This is a genomic window from Tropicibacter sp. Alg240-R139, from assembly GCF_900537075.1.
Lineage (GTDB): Bacteria > Pseudomonadota > Alphaproteobacteria > Rhodobacterales > Rhodobacteraceae > Falsiruegeria.
The window spans coordinates 469517-491583 of sequence record NZ_UNRA01000002.1 but is presented as its reverse complement, the minus strand read 5'-3'; the positions used below and the strand labels follow the sequence as shown (position 1 = coordinate 491583).

Genomic DNA, 22067 nt, shown 5'->3' with positions numbered 1-22067 from the left:
CGCACTTCCTTTTTGAAATGTTTTTTCAAAAAAATTGCCTGCGTACCTCTTCTTCTCTTACGCTCGTCCCCAAGCAATCAAGGAGACGGCTATGAGCCATCAAAATCCTCTGTTCATTCCAGGCCCCACCAATATCCCTGAAGTGGTGCGTAAAGCCTGTGACATGCCCAGCATCGACCACCGCTCGTCTTTGTTTGGAGAGATCCTGCACCCGGCCCGCGAAGGTGTGCGTCAGGTGCTGAAAAGCAATTCGGCCGAGGTGTTCATCTTCCCCGCCTCGGGCACCGGTGGCTGGGAAACGGCGATTTGCAATACACTGTCTCCCGGTGACGCGGTTTTGGTCGCGCGCAACGGCATGTTCTCGCACCGCTGGATCGACATGTGCCAGCGCCACGGGCTGGACGTACAGATTGTTGAAACCCGTTGGGGTGATGGCATCGACGCAGCCCGGTACGAAGAAATCCTGTCTGCGGACAAAAGCCATCGGATCAAGGCAGTTCTGGCGACGCATAATGAGACAGCAACCGGCGTGCGCTCGGACATCGCCGCCATCCGCCGCGCCATCGACAGCGCAGGCCACCCGGCTCTGTTTTTTGTCGACGGGGTCAGCTCTATCGGCTCGATGGATTTCCGGTTTGACGACTGGGGCGTGGATGTGGCCGTGACCGGCTCGCAAAAGGGGTTCATGCTGCCTGCAGGTCTGGCAATCACCGGCTTCAGCGCCAAAGCGATGGCCGCAACTGAGACTGCCAAACTGCCGCGCACTTTCTTTGACGTGCGTGACATGGCCGCCGGATACGCCAACAACGCCTATCCCTACACACCCGCAGTTGGGCTGATGAACGGGCTGAAGCTGACCACGCAGATGCTGCTGGACGAGGGGCTGGAGAACGTCTTTGCCCGTCACCACCGCATCGCCGAAGGCGTGCGCAAAGCGGTGCGCGCCTGGGGGTTGGAGCTGTGTGCCGCGTCGCCGGATGTTGCATCAGACACCGTGAGCGCGATTTTGACGCCCGGCATCAACGGCACCGATATCGTTGCCCATGCGGCGGAAACCTATGGCACCGCTTATGGCGTCGGCTTGGGCGAGGTCGCAGGCAAGCTGTTCCGCATCGGGCACCTGGGGTCGATGACCGACGTCATGGCCCTGTCCGGGATCGCCACGGCAGAAATGTGCATGGCCGATCTGGGGATGAACATCCGGCTCGGCTCTGGCGTGGCTGCGGCACAGGAGTTCTATCGCCAGTCGCACGCTCACCCGCAACAGGACGCCGCGTGATGAAGGATCTGACCATGACTTTGCCTACCTACAGGGACGTGATCGCCGCGCATGAGCGTATCGCGCCCTACATCCATCGCACAGCGGTTCTGACTTCCAGCTACTTTGACGACCTGACCGGCGCGCAGCTGTTTTTCAAATGCGAGAACCTACAAAAGGCGGGCGCTTTCAAGGTGCGCGGCGCGTCAAATGCGGTCTTCGGTCTGGATGACGCCGCCGCCAAACGCGGTGTTGCCACGCACAGTTCGGGCAATCACGCGCTGTCACTGTCTTATGCGGCCGGGCGGCGCGGCATCCCCTGCCACGTGGTCATGCCCCGCACTGCGCCCGACGCCAAAAAGGCTGCCGTGCGGGGCTATGGCGGGGTGATTACCGAATGCGAACCGTCTACCAGCAGTCGTGAAGAGGTGTTTGCCCGCGTCCACGCCGAAACCGGTGCCGACTTTGTGCACCCCTACAACGACCCGCGCGTAATCGCCGGACAAGGCACCTGCTCGCGAGAGTTGATGGAGCAGACCGACGGGTTGGACGCTGTGATTGCGCCCATCGGTGGTGGCGGCATGATCTCGGGTACTTGCCTGTGGATGAGCCGCGCAGCCCCTGAAACAGCGATTTACGCCGCCGAGCCAGAACAGGCCGATGACGCCTATCGCAGCTTCAAGGCCGGGCGCATCATCGCCGACGACGCGCCGCAGACCGTGGCCGATGGGCTGAAAGTACCGCTGAAAGAGAACACCTGGCATTTCGTCCAGAACCACGTGAGCGACATCCTGACAGCCAGCGAAGACGAGATCGTGGCCGCCATGAAACTCGCCTGGCAGCGGATGAAGATCGTGCTGGAACCCTCCAGCGCCGTGCCGTTGGCCACCATCCTGAAAAACCCCGGCGTTTTTGCCGGCAAACGCGTGGGCGTGATCATCACCGGCGGCAACGTCGATATGGATCGCCTGCCCTGGACCGTATGAGGACTGAAACAATGAACGCACCTGCAAAATTTGACGGCCTTGAAGTGGGCTATGACATCCCGGCCCTGCCCGGCATGGCCGAGGCAGACATTCAGACCCCGGCGCTGGTACTGGATCTGGATGCGCTGGAACGCAACATCACCAAGATGGGAGAACTGGCCGCGCAGATGGGCGTACGCCATCGGGTTCACGGCAAGATGCACAAATCTGTCGACGTCGCCCTGTTGCAGGAAAAGCTGGGCAACTCCTGCGGAGTCTGCTGCCAAAAGGTGAGCGAGGCCGAGGTGTTTGCCCGTGGCGGCATCAAGGACGTTCTGGTGTCAAATCAGGTTCGCGACCCGGCCAAGATCGACCGGCTGGCACGTCTGCCCAAATTGGGGGCACGCACCTTGGTCTGCGTCGATGACCTGGCTAATGTTGCCGATCTGAGCGCCGCGGCAACCCGTCATGGCACCGAAATCGAATGCCTCGTGGAAATCGACTGCGGTGCGGGTCGCTGCGGTGTGACGACAACGCCGCAGGTGGTCGAGATCGCCCAGGCCATTGATGCGTCAGAGGGCCTCAAGTTCTCGGGCATCCAGGCCTATCAGGGCGCAATGCAGCATATGGACAGTTATGACGACCGTCGCAAAAAGATCGACATTGCCGTAGCCATGGTCCGCGACGCGGTGGACGCGCTAAAGGCCCTTGGGTTGGAGTGCGACATCGTCGGCGGTGGCGGCACCGGCAGCTACTATTTCGAGGGCGCTTCGGGCGTCTATAACGAGCTTCAGTGTGGTTCTTACGCATTTATGGACGCCGATTATGGCCGCATCCTGGACAAGGACGGCAAGCGGATCGACCAAGGCGAGTGGGAGAATGCGCTGTTCATCCTGACCTCGGTCATGAGCCATGCCAAAGCCGATCTGGCAGTGGTCGATGCGGGCCTTAAAGCACAATCGGTCGACAGCGGATTGCCGGTGGTCTTTGGCCGCGATGACGTGACCTATGCCAAATGTTCGGACGAACATGGTGTGGTCTCGGACCCTGACGGCGTGTTGCAGGTCAACGACAAGCTTCGCCTGGTGCCCGGCCACTGCGACCCGACCTGCAACGTGCATGACTGGTACGTGGGCGTGCGCGGCGGCAAGGTCGAAGTCGTATGGCCCATCTCGGCGCGCGGCAAAGCGTTCTGATCAGCGCCTTTAGTCGAGAACTTTTAAGCAAAGGGGCGCGGACTTTTACCGCAGCCCCGCATAAATGAGGAGCGGCCTATGTGGATCGTACCTGAGGCGGCCATTGCCGACCTGATGACCGAAGAGGCAAGCTTTGCCGCTGTCGAGTCGGTCTTTGCTGCCATGTCGCGCGGAGACGCGGTGAATTTTCCGGTCATTCGCGAGGCCATTGGTCATGCGGACGCGCTCTATGGTTTTAAATCCGGGTTTGACCGGGCAGGATTGAACCTGGGGCTGAAGTCCGGCGGCTATTGGCCGGGCAACATGGACAAGGGGCTGACCAACCACCAATCGTCGGTTTTTCTGTTTGACGCCGACACAGGTCAATGCCGCGCTGTTGTGGGCGGCAACCTGTTGACCGCCCTGCGCACTGCGGCCGCCAGTGCAGTGTCGATCCGCCACCTGGCGCGGGTGGACGCCAAGGTTCTGGGAATGATTGGTGCCGGACACCAGTCGGCTTTTCAGATGCGGGCGGCGGTGAAACATCGGGACTTTGAAAAAGTGATCGGTTGGAACCTGCACCCTGAAATGCTCTCTCGGCTGGAAGAAACAGCTACGGCATTGGGTTTGCCCTTCGAAGCGGTCGACCTGGATCAATTGGGCGCGCAGGCTGATGTCATCATATCAATCACTTCAAGCTTTGACCCGATCCTGATGGATGTGCAGGTGCGCCCCGGCACCCACATCGCCTGCATGGGCACCGACACTATCGGCAAACAAGAGGTCGAGGCAGCGCTGTTGGCACGCGCGCAAGTCTTTACCGACGAGATCGCGCAATCCGTGACATTGGGAGAGGCGCAGCACGCCGTCAAAGACGGGCTGATCACGGCCGAAGCGATCTCGGAACTGGGCGCTGTCATCAATGGCACTCATCCCGGTCGCACCTCGGACGACGACGTCACGCTTTTCGACGGCACTGGTGTTGGATTGCAAGACCTTGCGGTGGCCTCTGCAGCCCTGGAACTTGCCATCGAGCGCGGAACAGCCATTGAGGTCGAATTCTAGCCCTGCCATATCTTCGCCTATGAAACTGGCGATCAACGGATTCGGCCGCATCGGCCGCACGATCCTGCGACAGGTGCTTGCCCTGCCGCAGGATTCCGACGTCGAGGTGGTGCAGATCAATGACATCGCCCCGCTCGAAACCTGCGCGTATCTGTTCAAATACGACAGCACATTTGGCCCCTACCCCGGCGCGGTTCTGGCCGGGGACGAAGCACTGGTGGTCGATGGCCGCGCCATCCCGATCACTCACAGTCCGGACCTGACCCGTGTCGATCTGAGCGGCGTGGACGTGCTGCTGGATTGCACCGGTGTCGCGCGCACGTCAGATGTGGCCGCACGTGGTCTGACAGCGGGTGCGGGTAAGGTGCTGATATCTGGCCCGTCTCCGGCGGCCGAGGTAACCATCGTACTGGGCGCCAACGAGGATGATCTGGGCAACGCCCGGATCGTGTCGAACGCGTCGTGTACGACCAACGGTCTGGCACCGCTGGTCAAAGTGATCGACGACATCGCCGGGATTGAAACCGCGCATATGACGACAATCCACTGCTACACCAACAGCCAACCCCTGGTGGACGCCCCTCGCGGCGATCTGGCGCGATCTCGGGCGGCGGCACTGTCGATGGTGCCGACGACCTCGTCAGCCACACATCTGATCGACACGATCCTGCCGCATCTGGCGGGCAAGATCAGCGGCGCGGCTGTGAGAGTCCCTACGGCAAGTGTGTCCGCCGTGGATCTAGTGGTACAACTATCGACCGACATGGACGAGAAGTCGTTCAGAGATCGCCTGCATCAACAGGTGCAAACCTCACCTGTGCTTGGCTGGACCGACGTGCCACTGGTGTCTTCGGACCTGCGCAATCGGCCCGAGTCACTGATCATCGCCGAGCCTGAAACCCGCATGACCGGCGCACGGCAGGTGCGCGTCTTCGGCTGGTACGACAACGAATGGGGCTTTTCCGCACGCATGCTTGATGTGGCGATGCGGATGGCCACCTAGCTCTCAGTATCTCGGAACCGCGGGGCGCCGAGCGATAGCTCGGCGGCCCGCCCAGCCCAACGGGTCGGTGGGCGCATCTTTGATGCGTCCCGACCGGGCGGGAGCACGCCCTTATTCGCCAGGCAAACTGCCTGATCCGTGACCGGACATGCCACCTGATACTTCCTCAGTCGCTTCATCCGCCAGTTCTTCGGGCAAGATCAGGTTCAATACGATGGCGATCAAAGCCGCCGGCAGAATGCCCGAGGCCGCCAAAATGCGCAGCGTATCCGGTAGATACTGCAGTGCGTTTGGCGATCCTGGTGCGACATTCATAACCTCCAGCTGCAAACCAAATCCGATCGACAAAGCAATGGCAAAGATCACCATGTTGCGCCGGTTCCAATTCACGTCCGACAGCATCGAAACCCCTGCAGACACAACCATCCCGAACATCACGATAACACCACCGCCCAGAACCTCGATGGGAATGGTGCGGATCAATGCACCGACCTTGGGGATCAACCCGCAAACGATCAGGAAGATTGCGCCGATGGTCACCACGTGGCGACTCATCACGCCTGTCATGGCGATTAGGCCCACGTTCTGGCTGAAAGACGTATTTGGAAACCCGCCAAACAGCCCCGCAATCGCCGAACCAATACCGTCGGCAAAGGTCGCGCCCTGAATCTCCTTGTCGGTCGCTTCACGTCCCGCACCACCCTTGGTGATGCCGCTGACATCGCCTACGGTTTCAACCGCGCTGACAAAAGACATCAGACAGAAGCCGATGATTGCAGCCAAAGAGAAATCAATCCCGTATTTGAACGGTATGGGCAGGCCGAACGCCGCAGCGCGGCTCCAGCTTTGGCCGATCCCCTCAAAGCTCACCAGACCAAAGAACATCGAATAAATGTAGCCCGCTAAGATCCCGATCAGCACCGCCGAAACCGACAGCATCCCACGGGCAAAAAACTTCATCCCAAGCGTGACAAAGATCACCACCAGCGCCACCGACCAATTCAACAGGCTGCCGTATTCGGGTTTGTTGAACGCCTTGGCAGGTACGCCGCCCGCAGCATATTCAATACCGACGCGCACCAGATAGAGACCAATCATCGTCACGACGAGACCGGTCACCAAAGGCGGCAAAGCAAAGCGGATGCGACCGATCACTGTCCCCAACAGCGTGTGGAACAACCCGCCGATCAAGACGCCACCAAAGAGCGCAGGCAGCGCCTCGACCCCCTTGCCCGCAACCAGCGGGATCATGATCGGAATGAAGGCAAAACTGGTGCCTTGCACGATGGGCAGGCGCGCGCCCACTGGACCCATACCAATGGTCTGAAACAGAGTCGCAATACCCGCAAAGAGCATCGACATCTGGATCAGATAGGTCATGTCGGGGAACCCTTGCGCCCCCGCATCAGAGCCAAAACCAAATCCGGCCGCGCCCGAGATGATGATGGCGGGCGTGATGTTTGAGACAAACATCGCCAGCACATGCTGAATGCCAAGTGGCACCGCCTTGTGCAGCGCCGGCGTGTAATTCGGATCGCGCAGCTGTGCTGCGGTCCCTATCGAAGTGTCAGCCATGATCTCACTGTCCTCCCTTGTGGGTCTCATGGGGGTCGTGCCGCTTCTTTGTTTGGCGGCTTCTGATTTGGTGGCCGCCCTTATTCCGGCCGTACCACCACGAATGGGGTGTCGAACCAATGCTCCTCTAGATTGGTCCCGTCCCCGATGCGGTCGACGACCGCAAACAGTCCCGGCGCATGCAATGGGGTCAAAACCCCATGCCATGTACCCCGGCGAAAATTGATCGCTTGCCCGGCTTGCGTCTCAAACGCCAGCGGAATCCCCGGCTTGCCATCTTCATCTGGTGCAACGATCACCAGAAATGGATGCTCGGTCATGGGGATGAACATCTGGCTCCCTTCGGGGTGCCGCTCGACCAGCTCAAGGGTATATGGCAGTTCACGCGGTTTGGCATTGAACAGGCTCACGCCCGCCCGGCCTTCGACAAAATCCAAAGACGCCCGGTCGTGATACCGCCCACATTGCCCTTGATTGATGATCTTGTCGGGCGCCCCTTCAACGTCGATCACCTCGCCAAATGGCGCGAAAGCATGGGTCGAGATCGGCTGGATAACAATCTGCTGTGTCATGACGGCAGGATGTCCCGCAAACGGAATTCAGCGATGCGTTCGACCTGACGGCAGGCCTCGGCAAGTTCGGTGTTGCGGTCCTGGTCGATCCGGCGCTGGAACGCCTCCATGATCGAGGCTTTGTCGTGATCACGCACCGCAATGATAAAAGGAAAGCCGAACTTATCTACGTAAGCCTGGTTGAGCTCGGTGAATGATGCTCGCTCCTCGTCGGTCAACGCATCCAAACCAGCCGAAGCCTGCTCGGACGTGCTTTCCGCCGTCAACCGCTTGGCCTGTGCCAGTTTCCCGGCCAGATCCGGGTGCGCGGTCAGAACTCCCAGACGTTCTGCGTCGCTGGCAGACCGGAACATTCGCGCCAAAGCATTGAGCAGCCCTCCGGCCGTATCATGAGCTGACCCCAGTTCCAGATCAAAAGCCCGCTCGGCAATCCATGCTGAATGCTCGAAAATACCCCCATAAGTCTCGATGAATTTTGCTCGCTCCATCTGCGACGGGCGCGGATGTTTCACGGGTGGATGCGTCGCGGCCCAATGCTCTGCGATCTGCAGGCGTGTGGCGAACCAGACGTCCTGATGCCCCTGCGCATAGTCCAGGAACCGTTTCAGTGCCATGATCCGACCCGGCCGCCCGATCAACCGGCAATGCAAGCCAATCGACATCATCTTGGGTGCACCCTCTTCACCTTCGGCGTAGAGCGCATCAAAGCTGTCCTTGAGATAAGCAAAGAACTGATCGCCCGAATTGAACCCCTGCGGCGTCGCAAAGCGCATGTCGTTGCAGTCGAGCGTATAGGGGATGATCAACTGATCGCGCCCGTCGATCTCGGCCCAATAGGGCAGATCGTCGTCATAAGTGTCCGAGATATAGTCCATCTCCGCCTCTGATGCGAGACGTACGGTGTTCATCGAGCAGCGGCCCGTGTACCAGCCGCGCGGCGGCTCACCGACAACCTCTGTGTGTAGGCGGACTGCCTCGGTGATTTGAGCACGCTCTTCGTCCTCACTCATATCCTTGTGTTCAACCCATTTCAGGCCGTGACTTGCGATTTCCCAGCCTGCCGCTTTCATCGCTGCCACCTGGTCGGGTGAGCGGGCAAGGGCCGTTGCGACACCGTAGACGGTAATCGGCAGGCCATTCATCAACCGATGCAGACGCCAGAACCCGGCCCGGGCGCCGTATTCGTAAATGGATTCCATGTTCCAATGCCGTTGCCCTTGCCATTGGGCTGCGCCCACGATCTCGGACAGGAACGCCTCGGATGCTTCGTCACCATGCGCCAGGCAATTCTCACCGCCCTCTTCATAGTTCAGGACAATCTGAACAGCGACCTTGGCCCCGCCTGGCCACTGGGCGTTGGGAGGCGTTGCGCCATAGCCGATCATGTTTCGAGGGTAGCGTGGGGCAGACATAGGAAATTCCGGTGTTGTTTCTGAAGCGCTCAACCCTGAATAGCCGAAAAACACGCCATCGTTTATCAAATGCTGATTGATAGTGTTTCACCACTTTCGCGGACCACAGAAGAGTTTTCCGCGGTTAACCTTCAAAATGAATAGAAAACACTGTCACTGCGGCAGAGTTTGTAATGCTGGGGCAGCTGCGGCACACCCTAAGACAGATGATTGGAGACAGAGCTAATGAGCGGCTATCTAACAACACATGTGCTGGACACTGCCAAAGGCTGCCCTGCAGCCGGATTGAAAATCACACTGTTGCGTATTGACGGAGACACGCGGCAGCAAATTGTCGAGATGGTCACCAATGATGATGGCCGCACGGACAGCCCTATTCTGCCTACCAAGACATTCGAGACCGGGGTCTATGAATTGATCTTTCACGCCGGCGATTATCTGCGCACCTCAGAACAAGCGGCAGAAGAACCCTTGTTCCTTGATCAAGTGCCGATCCGTTTTGGCATGTCAGACGCTGAGGCGCACTATCACGTACCGCTGCTGCTCTCGCCGTTTGGGTTCTCGACCTACCGCGGTAGCTGACCTCGAAAGCCGGGGCACTCCCGCCCGTCGTCGACGCCCCTGCGGGACACCTCCTCCCGTTGGGCCGGGCCTCGCTACGCTCGGCAGTTGGCGGGTGTGGCGAAACAGTCGCCCCAAGCGAAACCGCGCCGGGCTTTGCCCGGCGCCCGGCCCAAAGCCGCTAGCGGTGCCGACAAAGTCGGGATCGCTCGGGTGCGGGAGCTTCCCGTCACCTTAGATAACCTTCGCTTCTGCCGAACGGACAGCCTTGCCGACTCGTTCAGTCATGAAATCCATGAACAACCGTGTTTTAGGATCCTGATGTCGGCGGTGCGTATATAGGCACGCCATTTGCACCGGTGTCGGCGGCGTTTCTTCGCCAACTCGCACCAACCGCCCTGCGACCAGATGATCGGCCACTTCGAACACCGGCTTCATCGCGATCCCCTCGCCCGCCAAAGCCCAATCGGTCAGCACATCCCCATCATCACATTCGTACCGCCCCGACACCGCGAACCTTTTGGGGCCTTCGGGTGTTTCCAACAGCCACTGGAACTCTGTGGCACCGGGAAATCGCAGGTTCAGACATTCGTGGCCACCTGACAACAGCGCCTCGCCTGAGGTTGGGTGACCGCGACGCTCGACATATTCGGGCGCGGCGCAAAGCACTCTTTTGCAATCGGCTATTTTGCGAATGCGCAAATTGCTGTCCTCGGGCTGCCCCAAGAAAAAGGCCAAGTCCAAACCTTCAGTGGTCAGATCCACCGTTCGATCGGTTAGACGCAAACGCACGTCTATTTCCGGGTATCCTTGCAGAAACTCCGGCACTTCGGGGGCCAACAGCCTGCGCCCCATCCCTAGGGGCGCTGCCACAAACAGCGAGCCACGCGGATTGTCGGTCAGGTTCATGACCGTCGCTTCGGCGGTCTCGACGCTGTCGAGAACCGAAACAGCCCCCGAATAGAACGCCTTACCGTGTTCCGTCGGCGTCAGATTGCGCGTGGTGCGCTGGAACAGCCGGACATTCAGGTGATCCTCTAGCTGAGAGATTCGTGCGGACGTCACCGCAGGCGAGATACGCAGGTCGCGACCCGCAGCAGACATGCTGCCCAGTTCATAGACGCGGACAAACGTGCGGATGTTGTCGAGATAGGACATTTTCTCAGAATTTTTGATACAGCTTGATACTATATGGGAATACCGAATAAACGCCGCTTTGCCTAGTCTGCCTGAAAAAGACCGGAGTGACCCTTCATGTATGATTTTGCTGCCTTCTGGGATTGGGCCGCCTTTGCCGTGCGCTGGCTACACGTGATCACCGCGATGGCCTGGATTGGATCGTCGTTCTATTTCATCGCCCTCGATCTGGGCTTGCGCAAGGTGCCCGACCTGCCGCCCGGCGCCCATGGCGAAGAATGGCAAGTGCATGGCGGTGGGTTCTATCACATCCGCAAGTACCTGGTCGCGCCCGAGGAAATGCCCGATCACCTGACCTGGTTCAAATGGGAAAGCTATACCACCTGGCTGAGCGGTGCGGCGCTGTTGATGATCGTCTACTGGGTTGGTGGAGAGCTTTACCTGATCGACAGCAACAAAGCTGATCTGGCCCTGTGGCAGGGTATCGCGATCTCTGCTGCCTCGTTGACTATCGGCTGGATGGTCTATGATTTCCTGTGCAAATCCGGCTTGGGTGAACGACCGACCCTATTGATGGTGTTACTTTTCGGGCTGCTGGTGGTTATGGGTTGGGGCTATAACCAAATTTTCACCGGGCGGGCGATGATGCTGCATCTTGGAGCCTTTACGGCCACCATCATGACGGCAAATGTATTTTTCATCATCATGCCGAACCAGCGCATTGTGGTGGATGACCTGAAAAACGGCCGCACGCCGGACCCGAAATACGGCAAAATCGCCAAGCTGCGGTCGACACACAACAACTATCTGACGCTGCCGGTCGTATTCCTGATGCTCTCCAACCACTACCCACTGGCCTTTGCGACCGAATACAACTGGATCATTGCCAGCCTGGTGTTCCTGATGGGCGTGACCATCCGGCACTATTTCAACTCGCTGCATGCGCGCAAGGGCAACCCCAACTGGACCTGGATGGTAACAGCTCTGCTGTTCATCGCGATCATCTGGCTGTCGACCGCGCCCATGCATCAAACGTTAGAAGAGGCCGAGGCCAAGCCATTGACCCGCTACGAACAAAAGTTCGCGGACGCAGACGGGTTTGAGGACGCTCATGAAATCGTATTGGGGCGCTGCTCAATGTGTCATTCCCGCGAGCCGTTTTGGGATGGCATCTTATGGGCGCCCAAGGGCGTTTTGCTGGAGACCCAGGCAGATATCGCGCGAAACGCGCAGGCCATCTATCTGCAAGCCGGGATCACCCATGCAATGCCACCGGCAAACATAACCTACATGGAAGACGAAGATCGCATGGCGATCGTGAAGTGGTTCAAGAGCGTCAACTAAAAACTGGCAATTCCGACACTGATCACAAATTTTACAAACCACAATGTATAGAGGATTTGGGCTGTAAATTCCCCCTCCTAACCCTGCATCTTGTGTGTTATTCAAAATATTGAAGGCAACGTCGGATACCGTCGTGCCGGTGCGAGTTCGGGCAGTCTGGAGCCACAGGGATGAGATCAAGGGGCCGTTTTGGCGCCGTGTTGCGCGGCATGACACTTGCGTGTGGGCTTTGCCTGCCATCGATGGCGCTGGCCGTCGAAACAGCTCTTGTTGCTCCGGGTGCCTCTGACGATCTGACTGAACGCCTGACCACCAGCTCTCTGGCCTTGGGTGCTAAACGCCACGGCCTGACCGAACCACTTGAATTGTTGTCAGCTGCGCTGTCGGACTATCGCACCTTGGTGCAGGTCCTTTATGATGAAGGTTTTTTCAGCCCTGTTGTCAGCATCAAGCTGGACGGGCGCGAAGCGGCAAACATAGACCCACTGCGCATCCCCAGCCAAATCGACCGGATCGACATCACTGTTCAGACTGGCCAGCAGTTTAAATTCGGGCAGGCCGAAATCTCACCTATCACTCCCGAAACCGAACTGCCCGAAAGCTATGCGCCGGGTCAGACGGCCACAACCGGGGTAATCCGTGATGCTGCCTCGGCCGGGATTGTCGGGTGGCGGGATGCAGGCTACGCCAAGGCCAAGGTGGGCGATCAACGCATCACCGCACGCCATCCCGACGCGCAAATCGATTCGGATATAGATCTGCTGCCCGGCCCCAAGTTGAAATTCGGTGAAATGCATATTTCAGGCAGCTCGGATGTGCGCCATGAGGCGTTGCGCCGGATTGCAGGGTTTCCCACCGGCGAAGTGTACAGCCCCTCGGATGTTCAAAAGGTCGGCACGCGCCTACGCCGAACAGGCACGTTCAATTCGGTCACCCTGAAAGAACGCGACGTGCCCAACCCCGACGGCACGCTCGATTTTGACGCCGAATTCGAAGATCTGCCCAAGCGTCGGTTGACCTTCGGCGTCGAGGTGTCGTCCACCGCAGGTCTAGACCTGACCGCGACCTGGATGCACCGCAACGTGTTCAACAATGCCAACCGGTTCCGGTTCGAAGCCAACATCCGCAATATCGGCGGACAAGAAGACATCGACGGTCGCATCGGTTTCCGCCTGGATCAACCCGAAAAACTGGGCCCCGACGACAGCATCTTTTACATCGGGAACCTGGAACGCCGCAATCGGACCCACTACAAGGTCACAAGCGCGCAACTGGGCGTCGGTGCCCGGCGCACATTCTCGGAACAGCTCTATGCTGAGGCGTGGTTCGGGTTCAACTATGCCTCGTCTGACGACGCTTTTGGCACCGACCGCCGGTTCCGATACCTGATCCTGCCAGTGCGATCTGAATGGGACAAACGGGACAACCCGGTCAGCGCGACCAAAGGGTTCTACGTAGATGCTCGGCTCACGCCTTATGTCGGGCTGAGCGGAACGGAAACCGGCGCGCGGTTTTTCGTCGATGGGCGCGGGTATTGGGACGTCACATCCAACGGGGGCGTGGTCCTTGCTGGGCGTTTGCAATTGGGGTCTGTCGTTGGCTCTTCGCAGGCTGGAACGTCGCCAGAGTTGCTGTTCTATTCAGGCGGTGCCGGAACAGTTCGGGGCCAACCCTACGAGTCGTTGGGAACACCCGTTGGCACTGGTATCGCGGGCGGGCGGTCATTTCTGGGCGTATCCGCCGAAATTCGCGGTCGTGTAACCGAAAAAATATCGCTTGTGGGCTTTTATGATATCGGCCTCATTGATGCTTCTTCTTTCGTGACGTCTTCGTCTGCCCGTCACGCCGGCGCAGGCTTGGGTGTGCGGTACGATCTGGGTGGATTTGGCCCGTTGCGCGTGGACTTGGCGTTGCCAGTCGAAGGACCCACAGGTGATGGGTTGCAGTTTTACATCGGTATCGGGCAGGCATTTTGATGAGACGTTTTCCCAAACAACTCCTGATCGCCAGCACCTGTATGGCCCTGACCGTTACCGCCCCAGTTTGGGCTCAAGAGGATGAAGAATCGGGCGGCATCCTGGTCGATTTCCTTGAGGACACTCTGTCCGGCGAAGGTCGTCAGATAAAAGTACGCGGCGTCGAAGGCGCGTTGAGCGCCAAAGCGACAATTGAACAGATTGTGGTATCCGATGACGACGGCCCGTGGCTGACGATCAACGACGCGGTTCTGGATTGGAACCGTCTAGCCCTGATCCGGGGCCGGTTTTCGGTCAACGAACTGACCGCGCGCGAGATCCGCGTCGAACGCGCGCCCGCCCCCACCACGCAAGCCGAACCCCTGCCCGATGCGGGCACGCAGCCTTTCCAATTGCCGGAACTGCCGGTGGCCATCGAAATCGGAGAAATCCGCGTAGACACTCTGGGTCTGGGTGAACCTCTGATCGGGCTTGCCGCCGAGCTCAAGGTGCAAGGTGACATGACCCTGGCCGATGGGACGCTGGATACCAATCTGGGCATCACCCGTCTGGACCGACCCGGCGATGCCATCAAGCTCAAGGCCGGGTTCCAGAACGTAACCAGCCTGATCGCGCTGGATCTGCAAGTGATTGAGGATGCCGGCGGGTTGATTTCCACCGCATTGCAAATGCCAGGCCAGCCGCCCTTGTTGCTGACCGCCAAAGGCGAAGGACCTGTCACTGATTTTACCGCCGATCTGTCACTTGCCAGCGACGATGCCGAACGTGTTTCAGGTCAGGTGCGCCTGCGCGGTGTTCCCTTTGGCGCGGATCAGACGCAAAACAGTATCGCCTTCAGCGCTGATCTAGGTGGCGATGTAACCCCGTTCCTGGAAGAAGAGTTCGACACCTTCTTTGGCACCAACACGCAGGTGCAGGTCGAAGGTGTCAGCGACCCGGACGGACATCTGGCGATTTCGCAGCTCGACGTCTCGTCCGATGCACTCAAGCTCAAGGGTGAGCTGGACCTGGCCGCAGGCGGGGTGTTGAACAAGGTGGCTTTGCAGGGCCGTATTACGCCCCCCACCGGGAACAAGGTTGTCCTTCCCGTCGCCGACCCGCGTATCACCCTGGAAGCCGCACAGTTTTCGGCCCTGCTGAACCGCGAGTCGGGGAACCACTGGGACCTGAGCGTGACGGTGGATTCGCTGGAGACCCCGGATGTCGCGGCGAAACAGGCCCGCATCACCGGTCAGGGTACATTGGATCAAGGCGAAGCGATGGACCTGCGTGGCGACGTGCAGGCGGTTCTGAACGGGTTGGCGTTCACCGATCCTGCGCTCAATCAGGCGGTTGGTCGTTCGGTCACGTTGGACGGGTTCTTTGACTTGGTCAGCGGCAACAATCTGAACCTAAGCGATGTCGTTGTGCGAGGCTCAGACTACACCGCGACGGCAAACGCTGAAATCAGTGGCTTGCAAAGCGGGTTCGAGGTGGATGGCACCGTCAATGTCGAGGCCAGCGATCTGTCGCGCTTTTCTGGCGTGGCACAGCGCGATCTGGCCGGAACTGTGAACGCCGATCTGACCGGCAAGGGCGCGCCATTGGGAGGCAGCTTTGACTTCCAACTCGATGTTGAGGGCGACGGGTTGAAAACCGGCATGACCGAGATTGACCCGATCATTGCCGGTCGCACGACCATCGCTTTGGACGCCGTGCGTGACCAGCAAGGGCTAGAAGTTCGCAAACTAACAGTCGAAGGACAGACCCTGCGCGCCGAAGCTGCAGCTAAACTCACTGGAACGGATGGTGCTTTTGCGTTGGATGGCACAGCGGAAGTTGAGGCGCAGGACCTGTCGATTTTCTCTGCTCTCGCGGGACGTGATCTGGCGGGCGCGGTGCAGGCTAGCGTCACCGGAAAGGGTGACATGGCCAGCCAGCATTTCGATGTGAAACTGAATGCAAAGGCGCAGGACCTGAGCAGCGGCATGCCTGAAATCGACCCGCTGATCACCGGTCGCACCACCATCGTGCTTGACGCCAAACGAGACGACGCCGGTATCGACGTGCGCAAGTTCACACTGGACGGCAAAGCAATCAGTGCCGAAGCGGTCGCCAAGTTGACCGGTACCGAAGGCGCCTATGCCTTGAGCGGGAATGCTTCAGTCAAGGCCCCGGATTTGTCTTTATTCTCGGCCCTAGCTGGGCAAGATCTGACTGGCGATTTGCAAGCCAAAGCCGCAGGAATGGGCGATCTGACCAGCCGTCATTTCGACGTTCAGCTAAGCGCCATTGCCCGCGATGTCACAAGTGGCATTCCTCAGGTGGACGAATTGATCCAGGGGCGTACCACACTGGACGTCGATGCGGCCAATTCGGACAAGGGGTTGAATATCCGCACTTTTGATCTGGATGGCACCGCACTTAGCGCACAGGCCAGCGGCAATTTGCAGGACGAGGCGGGTTCAGTTCGGTTCAAGGCTGCACTTGATGAGCTGAAGCGCGTTATCCCTACTCTGTCCGGTCCACTAACCCTGACTGGGGATGTAAAACCCACCGGCAACGGTCTGACCGGCAGTGTCGAGATCGACGGGCCGGAATCCTCGACCGTAAAGCTAGACGGTACGGTCGAAACAAACGGCTCTGCCGATTTGAATTTTGATGCCAATTTGCGGCGATTGGAACGCCTGGTACCAGAACTGGTGGGCGCGCTCACCGCCAAAGGGAATGCCAAGCGCAACAATGGCGTGTGGGAGATTGACGCCGATGCCAACGGTCCCTCCGGGCTGACCAGCAAAGTGGCAGGCAGTTTCGACGAAAGCTCGGGTCAGGCGGATGTCACAGCCAAAGGTGCAATTGGTCTAGGCATTGCCAACCTTTTCATCTCGCCCAATTCAATCGACGGCGCCGCGCAGTACGATCTGGCCCTGAAAGGGGTACCAAGCGTCGAGGCAATTACTGGCACCATCACGACCTCAGGTACGACTGTGGCCGTTCCCACGGCTGGCCAGACACTGACCAATATCGGTGGGCGTGTTGCCTTGGTAAACGGCAGCGCCACAATCGGGATCACTGGCGGGTTGCGAGCGGGCGGGACATTCAATGTCCGCGGCCCGGTCGAGTTGGCACCCCCTTTCAACGGACGCATCGCCGTCAGCCTTAACGAACTTATTTTGACCGACAACGTGTTCTTTGAAACCTCTGCCAACGGTCAGATTACCATGTCCGGCCCCCTGGCGGGCAACAGTGCCATTACCGGGCAAATCGTCTTTGGCGAAACGAACATTAACCTTGCTGCTTCATCCGGTGCAGTCGGCGCTGCTCCTATTCCAGAGATCCGCCACGTGGGCGAATCCGGTGCGGAATTTACCACCCGCAAACGGGCTAAGCTGGTGCAAACATCAAGCGGCAGTTCAGGCCCTGTGATCTCGCTGGACGTCAACCTGTTGGCCCCTAACAAAGTCTACGCGCGGGGCCGCGGGTTACAGGCCGAATTGGGCGGTCGCATTCATGTCGGCGGCACCACGGCAGCAGCAGCCCCTTCAGGCCAGATCGAACTGATCCGCGGCAACTTCGATATTCTGGGCCGCCGCCTGAAATTGACAAAGGGCATCGTCACACTGCAAGGCAACTTGACGCCTTATCTAGAGTTTGCCTCGACCACCACTACATCTGACGGCACCGCGACGCTGGAAATTTCGGGCCCGCTGGATGGCCCGGAAATCAAGGTTTATTCCGATCCCGAACGCCCCAGCGAAGAAGCCTTGGCAATGCTGCTCTTTGGCAACCGCTTCTCTGAGCTTTCACCCTTTGTGATTGCCCAGATGGCTGCGTCTTTGGCGCAACTCAGCGGCGCTGGAGGAGATTCGACCAAGGGCATCCGCGAGGCCACCGGCGCTGACAATATTGATGTGGGCACTGATGACAGCGGGGCCGGCCAATTCGGTGCCGGGGCCTATTTGGCCGATGGGCTGTATACAGACTTTACTGTCAACACCAAGGGCGAGACCGAGTTGAACCTGAACCTGGACGTGACCGACAGTTTCACACTCAAAGGGACAGTGGACAATCAGGGCGAAACATCCGTCGGTGTGTTCTTTGAGCGCGATTACTGAGGTGTGAAGGCCCGGCAGTTGACCTCTGCCAGCCATCGTGGCCTGATCCTGTCCGAGCAAATCGGAGATCCCCATGACCTTCACCACCCGCCCCGAGATCGCTGGCACTTTTGGGGTTGCAACCTCGACCCATTGGATCGCCTCGGCCGTCGGCATGCGGCTGCTGGAACGCGGCGGCAACGCATTTGATGCGGCGGCTGCGATGGGGTTCACGCTGCATGTGGTCGAGCCGCATCTGAACGGCCCGCTTGGCGATATGCCGATGCTGATCAAACCCGCCGGACATGCGGAACCGACAATGGTTTGCGGTCAAGGCGTGGCGCCGGCGGGCGCAACGATTGCGCATCTCAAAGAGTTAGGACTTGAGATGATACCCGGCTCTGGCCTGCTGGCGACGGTGGTGCCGGGGGCGTTTGATGCCTGGATGATCACCCTGCGCGATCACGGATCTCTGCCCCTGCGGGACATTCTGGAACCGGCCATTCACTACGCCCGAACAGGTCATCCCCTTTTGCCACGCGTGGCCAATACGATCGCCGGGCTGGCCGACTTCTTTGCCAAAGAATGGCCGACTTCCCATGCCACCTGGGTTCCGGATGGCGTCCCGCCCCAGCCCGGTGCGCTGTTTCGCAACCCACAACTGGCGGACACGTGGGAAAAACTGTTGTCCGAGGCGGAAACCGTTCAAGGGCGTGAAGCGCAGATCGAGGCTGCGCGCAAAACGTTCTATTCCGGTTTCATTGCCGAGGCGATTGATGCGTTCGTTGGGGATGCATGCCTCATGGATGCCAGCGGCACCCCGCATAAGGGGGTTCTGACCGGGCAGGATTTGGCCCACTGGCAGGCAAGTTACGAGGCACCGTTGCAAGTGGATTACCACGGCTGGACCGTCTGGAAGGGCGGGCCGTGGACCCAGGGACCAACGATGCTGCAAGCGTTGAAACTGCTAGAAGGTCTCCCGCTTGATCAGATGGATCTCAACGGGGTGGATTTCGTCCATCACGTCACCGAGGCCATGAAGCTCGCCTTTGCAGATCGCGAGGCTTATTACGGCGATCCGAACTTCACCGAAATCCCGATAGCACAGCTCTTGTCTGACAGCTACGCCACCAAACGTCGGGCGATGATCGGGTCTGTTGCCTCGACCGAACAACGTCCGGGCCGCTTGCCAGGATACACAGCATGGGTCGAGGCAATGCTGGCCCACGCGGCCTTGTCGCACGTACCCAAGCATGCCATTGGCGCAGGTGAACCGACAATGTCTCATCTGACTGAAAAGCGCGGCGACACCGTGCATCTGGATGTCATCGACCGCTGGGGCAACATGGTCTCAGCCACACCATCAGGCGGCTGGCTGCAATCCTCGCCCGTGGTGCCGGGATTGGGCATGCCATTGAATTCGCGCGCGCAGATGTTCTGGCTGGATGACGGGCTGCCGACCTCTATGGCGCCAGGCCGACGTCCCCGTACCACCCTGTCCCCGTCGATGGCGCGTTCGCCTGAGGGGCAGGAGTTGGCTTTTGGCACGCCGGGGGGCGATCAGCAGGATCAATGGCAACTGATCTACCTGCTACGTCTGGTACATGGGAGCCTGAACCTGCAAGAGGCCATCGACGCGCCGCTGTTTCACACCGGCCATTTCCAAAGCTCGTTCTACCCGCGCGAGGTGCACCCCGGCCACCTGATGGTCGAACCCGGCTTTGGGGCTGAGATCATCGAAACCCTGTGCGCCAAAGGCCACGCCATCGAAGTTGCTGAGCCCTGGACCGTGGGCCGGTTGACGGCAGCAAGCCGAGCCCCGGATGGGATATTGCGTGCTGCAGCCACGCCGCGGCTGATGCAAGCCTACGCTGTGGGACGCTGACCACCTGCGCGGCCTATCGGCCTTGCGTCCTGCGGACGGCGGGGGGCCAGGCTCATGCGGGCAAAGCCCGCATGAGCCTGGCCCAACGGGAGGAGGTGTCCCGCAAGGGGCATCAACGACGGGCGGGAGCGCTTCGAGGCTGGACGCGCGCCTACCGTGTGGCTGAATCCCCAGCGAAATAGATCTGTTCGATGATCTCTTGAACCTGACGGGACAGCGACAACGGCACCACGCCCGCTCCTTTCCCTTCACAGGCGCGGGCAAAAGCGTCCACCTGCATCTCGTACTGACGGGCGCCCGTAAAGCGGAACATCTGCTGCTGCGTATTGGTCTGATCATACAAGATCACCTCTGCCGCACCATAATCGCCTGCATTGAAAGGCGCGCGCACGTCGATCCAACCGGTCTCCCCAAAGAACCGCATGGACTGATGTAGCGCCATCTGCGTCGAGACGTGAAAAACCAGGTTGAACCCTTCGAACCTGACGACAGTTTGCGCATAGATATCGGTCTTGAACTCCGGCGAGAACTCGACATCCGCCTCGACACTCAGCGGCTCGGCCCCAGTGCTCATCAGCGTTGTGATCACCGGGTAAACGCCGATGTCGGGCAAGGCCCCGCCCCCGGCGTCAAGCTGATTGCGGGTGTTCGCCGGATCGACATTGAAGAAGGAAAACCCACCCGTCACTTGCCGCAACCGCCCGATGGACCCGTTCTGGATCAATGCGCGGACTTTGTGCCACTGCGGGTGATACCAGACCATATAAGCTTCTGAGATTAGAACGTTGTTGTCCCGCCCCACTGCCGCGATGCGGTCGATGTCTGATGCCTTCAACGCAATCGGTTTTTCGCACAGCACGTGTTTGCCAGCCTCTGCCGCACGAATGGCCCATTCGGTGTGATGCGATGTAGGCAGCGGGATATAAACGCCATCCACTTCCGGGTCCGCCAGCAGTGCCTCGTGGCTGTCATACCACCGCGCCGCGTCGAACCGGCTTGCCGCGATCTGCGCGCGACCTGCATCCCTGCTTGAAATCGCCTGCAACACCCCGGTTTCTGACCGGGCAATTGCTGGCAAAACTTGCTCTCGCGCGATCTTGGCGGTCGACAGACATCCCCAACGAAACGGCTTGGGCATGGTCTATCTCCCCTCAAAATAGCACGCGGCACCGATCAGGGCCGCCTGATCGTCCAAGATAACATGCACCGGAACCTGAGCCACCTGCTCGTGAAATGGACCGTCGTTCAGTAGCGCCATCAGAAATGCCTCACGCGCGTCGGAGCCAAGCACTCCGCGCGCGGCACCGCCTGCAAAATGGATGCCGCCGAATGGCAGATACTGGAAGACCAACTCGCGCGTGAAACACCCAAGCAGGCGGGCCATCAGCGTGATAGTGTCACTGGCAGATCGGCAATCCCCTGCCTCTGCCGCAGCTATGATTTGTGACCCTGTAAGCGCCTGACCTGTCATCGCCTGATAGAGGCGCGACAACCCCCGCCCGGACAAAACCGCCTCGTTGGACGTGAAACGCTTGGCCTCTGCTCCCAACGCATCCCTCAGAAGCGTCGCCACGCTGTATGGCAGGCTGGCGTGGCCTAACTCGGCCTCCATGACCACACCATCGCGCAGCAGACAGACGTTGAAACCGGTGCCGACCCCGGCCACCAACTTCTGCGTGTTGAGGCGATGATCTACGCCAGACAAGAGGGTTGATTGCTGCCCCTCCGTCAGATGCGGCAAGGCATGGCCAAGTGCCACCAAATCATTGATCAAATGGACTTTGGGGGCACCTGGTAGGATTTGCGCCAATTGTGCGCTGTCAAACGACCAATCACGGTTCGTCAGCTTGGCTTGGGTCGATGTGACCGGCCCAGCCACCGCGATCACTGCACCTGACAAATCCACCTGCCCCACTTGGGACAGGTAACTCTTGAGCACCGCATCGAACGAGGGGTATGCGTCATTCTCGTACCGCCTGATCTGCGCCACGCCATCGGCATCGGACAAGCCGATCCGCGTGTTCGTGCCGCCTACATCTGCCACAAGAAGTGTCATGACAGGTTCC

Annotated in this window: 16 protein-coding genes; 10 read left to right on the top strand and 6 right to left on the bottom strand. The window is 59.4% G+C overall.

Annotated elements, in window-relative coordinates:
- Positions 1-91: 91 nt before the first annotated feature.
- The 5 genes from bhcA to G6R15_RS09945 all read left to right on the top strand — a co-directional run bounded on the left by bhcA (position 92) and on the right by G6R15_RS09945 (position 5466).
- Positions 92-1279, top strand: coding sequence for an L-aspartate--glyoxylate aminotransferase BhcA (bhcA, locus tag G6R15_RS09965; protein ID WP_164659710.1), 1188 nt, complete (start codon positions 92-94; stop codon positions 1277-1279).
- Entirely contained in the window at positions 1279-2244 is a 966-nt protein-coding gene (gene bhcB, locus G6R15_RS09960; RefSeq protein WP_164659709.1) for a beta-hydroxyaspartate dehydratase BhcB, read from the top strand. The genes bhcA and bhcB overlap by 1 nt, the downstream gene beginning before the upstream one ends.
- A gap of 11 nt (positions 2245-2255) precedes the next feature.
- Positions 2256-3419 carry a 3-hydroxy-D-aspartate aldolase BhcC gene (gene bhcC, locus G6R15_RS09955; RefSeq protein WP_164659708.1) on the top strand — a complete coding sequence of 388 codons (1164 nt, stop codon included), beginning with the start codon at positions 2256-2258 and terminating at the stop codon, positions 3417-3419.
- A 78-nt stretch (positions 3420-3497) separates the two neighbouring features.
- Entirely contained in the window at positions 3498-4463 is a 966-nt protein-coding gene (bhcD, locus tag G6R15_RS09950; RefSeq protein ID WP_164659707.1) for an iminosuccinate reductase BhcD, read from the top strand.
- Positions 4464-4482: 19 nt separating this feature from the next.
- Positions 4483-5466: a type I glyceraldehyde-3-phosphate dehydrogenase gene (locus G6R15_RS09945; protein WP_164659706.1), complete on the top strand. Its 984-nt coding sequence runs from the start codon at positions 4483-4485 to the stop codon at positions 5464-5466.
- Between the two features lie 111 nt (positions 5467-5577).
- On the opposite strand, the gene G6R15_RS09940 is transcribed toward G6R15_RS09945, so the two are convergent.
- The 3 genes from G6R15_RS09940 to puuE all read right to left on the bottom strand — a co-directional run bounded on the left by G6R15_RS09940 (position 5578) and on the right by puuE (position 9025).
- Entirely contained in the window at positions 5578-7041 is a 1464-nt protein-coding gene (locus G6R15_RS09940; protein ID WP_164659705.1) for a uracil-xanthine permease family protein, read from the bottom strand.
- Positions 7042-7121: 80 nt separating this feature from the next.
- The gene (locus G6R15_RS09935; RefSeq protein ID WP_164659704.1) at positions 7122-7613 is read right to left on the bottom strand and encodes an ureidoglycolate lyase; all 492 of its coding nucleotides are present in this window, start codon (positions 7611-7613) and stop codon (positions 7122-7124) included.
- Positions 7610-9025, bottom strand: coding sequence for an allantoinase PuuE (gene puuE, locus G6R15_RS09930; RefSeq protein ID WP_164659703.1), 1416 nt, complete (start codon positions 9023-9025; stop codon positions 7610-7612). The genes G6R15_RS09935 and puuE overlap by 4 nt, the downstream gene beginning before the upstream one ends.
- A gap of 225 nt (positions 9026-9250) precedes the next feature.
- Between puuE and uraH the strand changes: the two genes are divergently transcribed.
- Positions 9251-9607: a hydroxyisourate hydrolase gene (gene uraH, locus G6R15_RS09925; RefSeq protein WP_164659702.1), complete on the top strand. Its 357-nt coding sequence runs from the start codon at positions 9251-9253 to the stop codon at positions 9605-9607.
- A gap of 213 nt (positions 9608-9820) precedes the next feature.
- Here uraH and G6R15_RS09920 read toward each other — a convergent pair whose 3' ends face one another.
- Positions 9821-10744 (bottom strand): LysR family transcriptional regulator, encoded by a 924-nt coding sequence (locus G6R15_RS09920; RefSeq protein WP_164659701.1) that lies wholly within the window; start codon positions 10742-10744, stop codon positions 9821-9823.
- Positions 10745-10840: 96 nt separating this feature from the next.
- Here G6R15_RS09920 and G6R15_RS09915 point away from each other — a divergent pair, with 96 nt between their 5' ends.
- From G6R15_RS09915 to G6R15_RS09900, 4 genes are all read left to right on the top strand, one after another.
- Positions 10841-12067 carry a urate hydroxylase PuuD gene (locus G6R15_RS09915; protein WP_164659700.1) on the top strand — a complete coding sequence of 409 codons (1227 nt, stop codon included), beginning with the start codon at positions 10841-10843 and terminating at the stop codon, positions 12065-12067.
- Between the two features lie 170 nt (positions 12068-12237).
- Positions 12238-14043, top strand: coding sequence for an autotransporter assembly complex family protein (locus G6R15_RS09910; protein ID WP_164659699.1), 1806 nt, complete (start codon positions 12238-12240; stop codon positions 14041-14043).
- A complete protein-coding gene (locus tag G6R15_RS09905) occupies positions 14043-18137 on the top strand; it encodes a translocation/assembly module TamB domain-containing protein (protein ID WP_164659698.1) in 4095 nt (1364 codons plus the stop codon). Before G6R15_RS09910 ends, G6R15_RS09905 begins: the two co-directional genes overlap by 1 nt.
- A gap of 73 nt (positions 18138-18210) precedes the next feature.
- Positions 18211-20001, top strand: coding sequence for a gamma-glutamyltransferase family protein (locus tag G6R15_RS09900; RefSeq protein ID WP_164659697.1), 1791 nt, complete (start codon positions 18211-18213; stop codon positions 19999-20001).
- A gap of 151 nt (positions 20002-20152) precedes the next feature.
- Here G6R15_RS09900 and G6R15_RS09895 read toward each other — a convergent pair whose 3' ends face one another.
- Both G6R15_RS09895 and G6R15_RS09890 read right to left on the bottom strand, forming a co-directional pair.
- Positions 20153-21139 carry a Gfo/Idh/MocA family protein gene (locus tag G6R15_RS09895; RefSeq protein WP_164659696.1) on the bottom strand — a complete coding sequence of 329 codons (987 nt, stop codon included), beginning with the start codon at positions 21137-21139 and terminating at the stop codon, positions 20153-20155.
- Between the two features lie 3 nt (positions 21140-21142).
- On the bottom strand, positions 21143-22057 hold the full coding sequence (locus G6R15_RS09890; protein ID WP_164659695.1) for a glucokinase: 915 nt from the start codon (positions 22055-22057) through the stop codon (positions 21143-21145).
- Positions 22058-22067 lie beyond the last annotated feature (10 nt).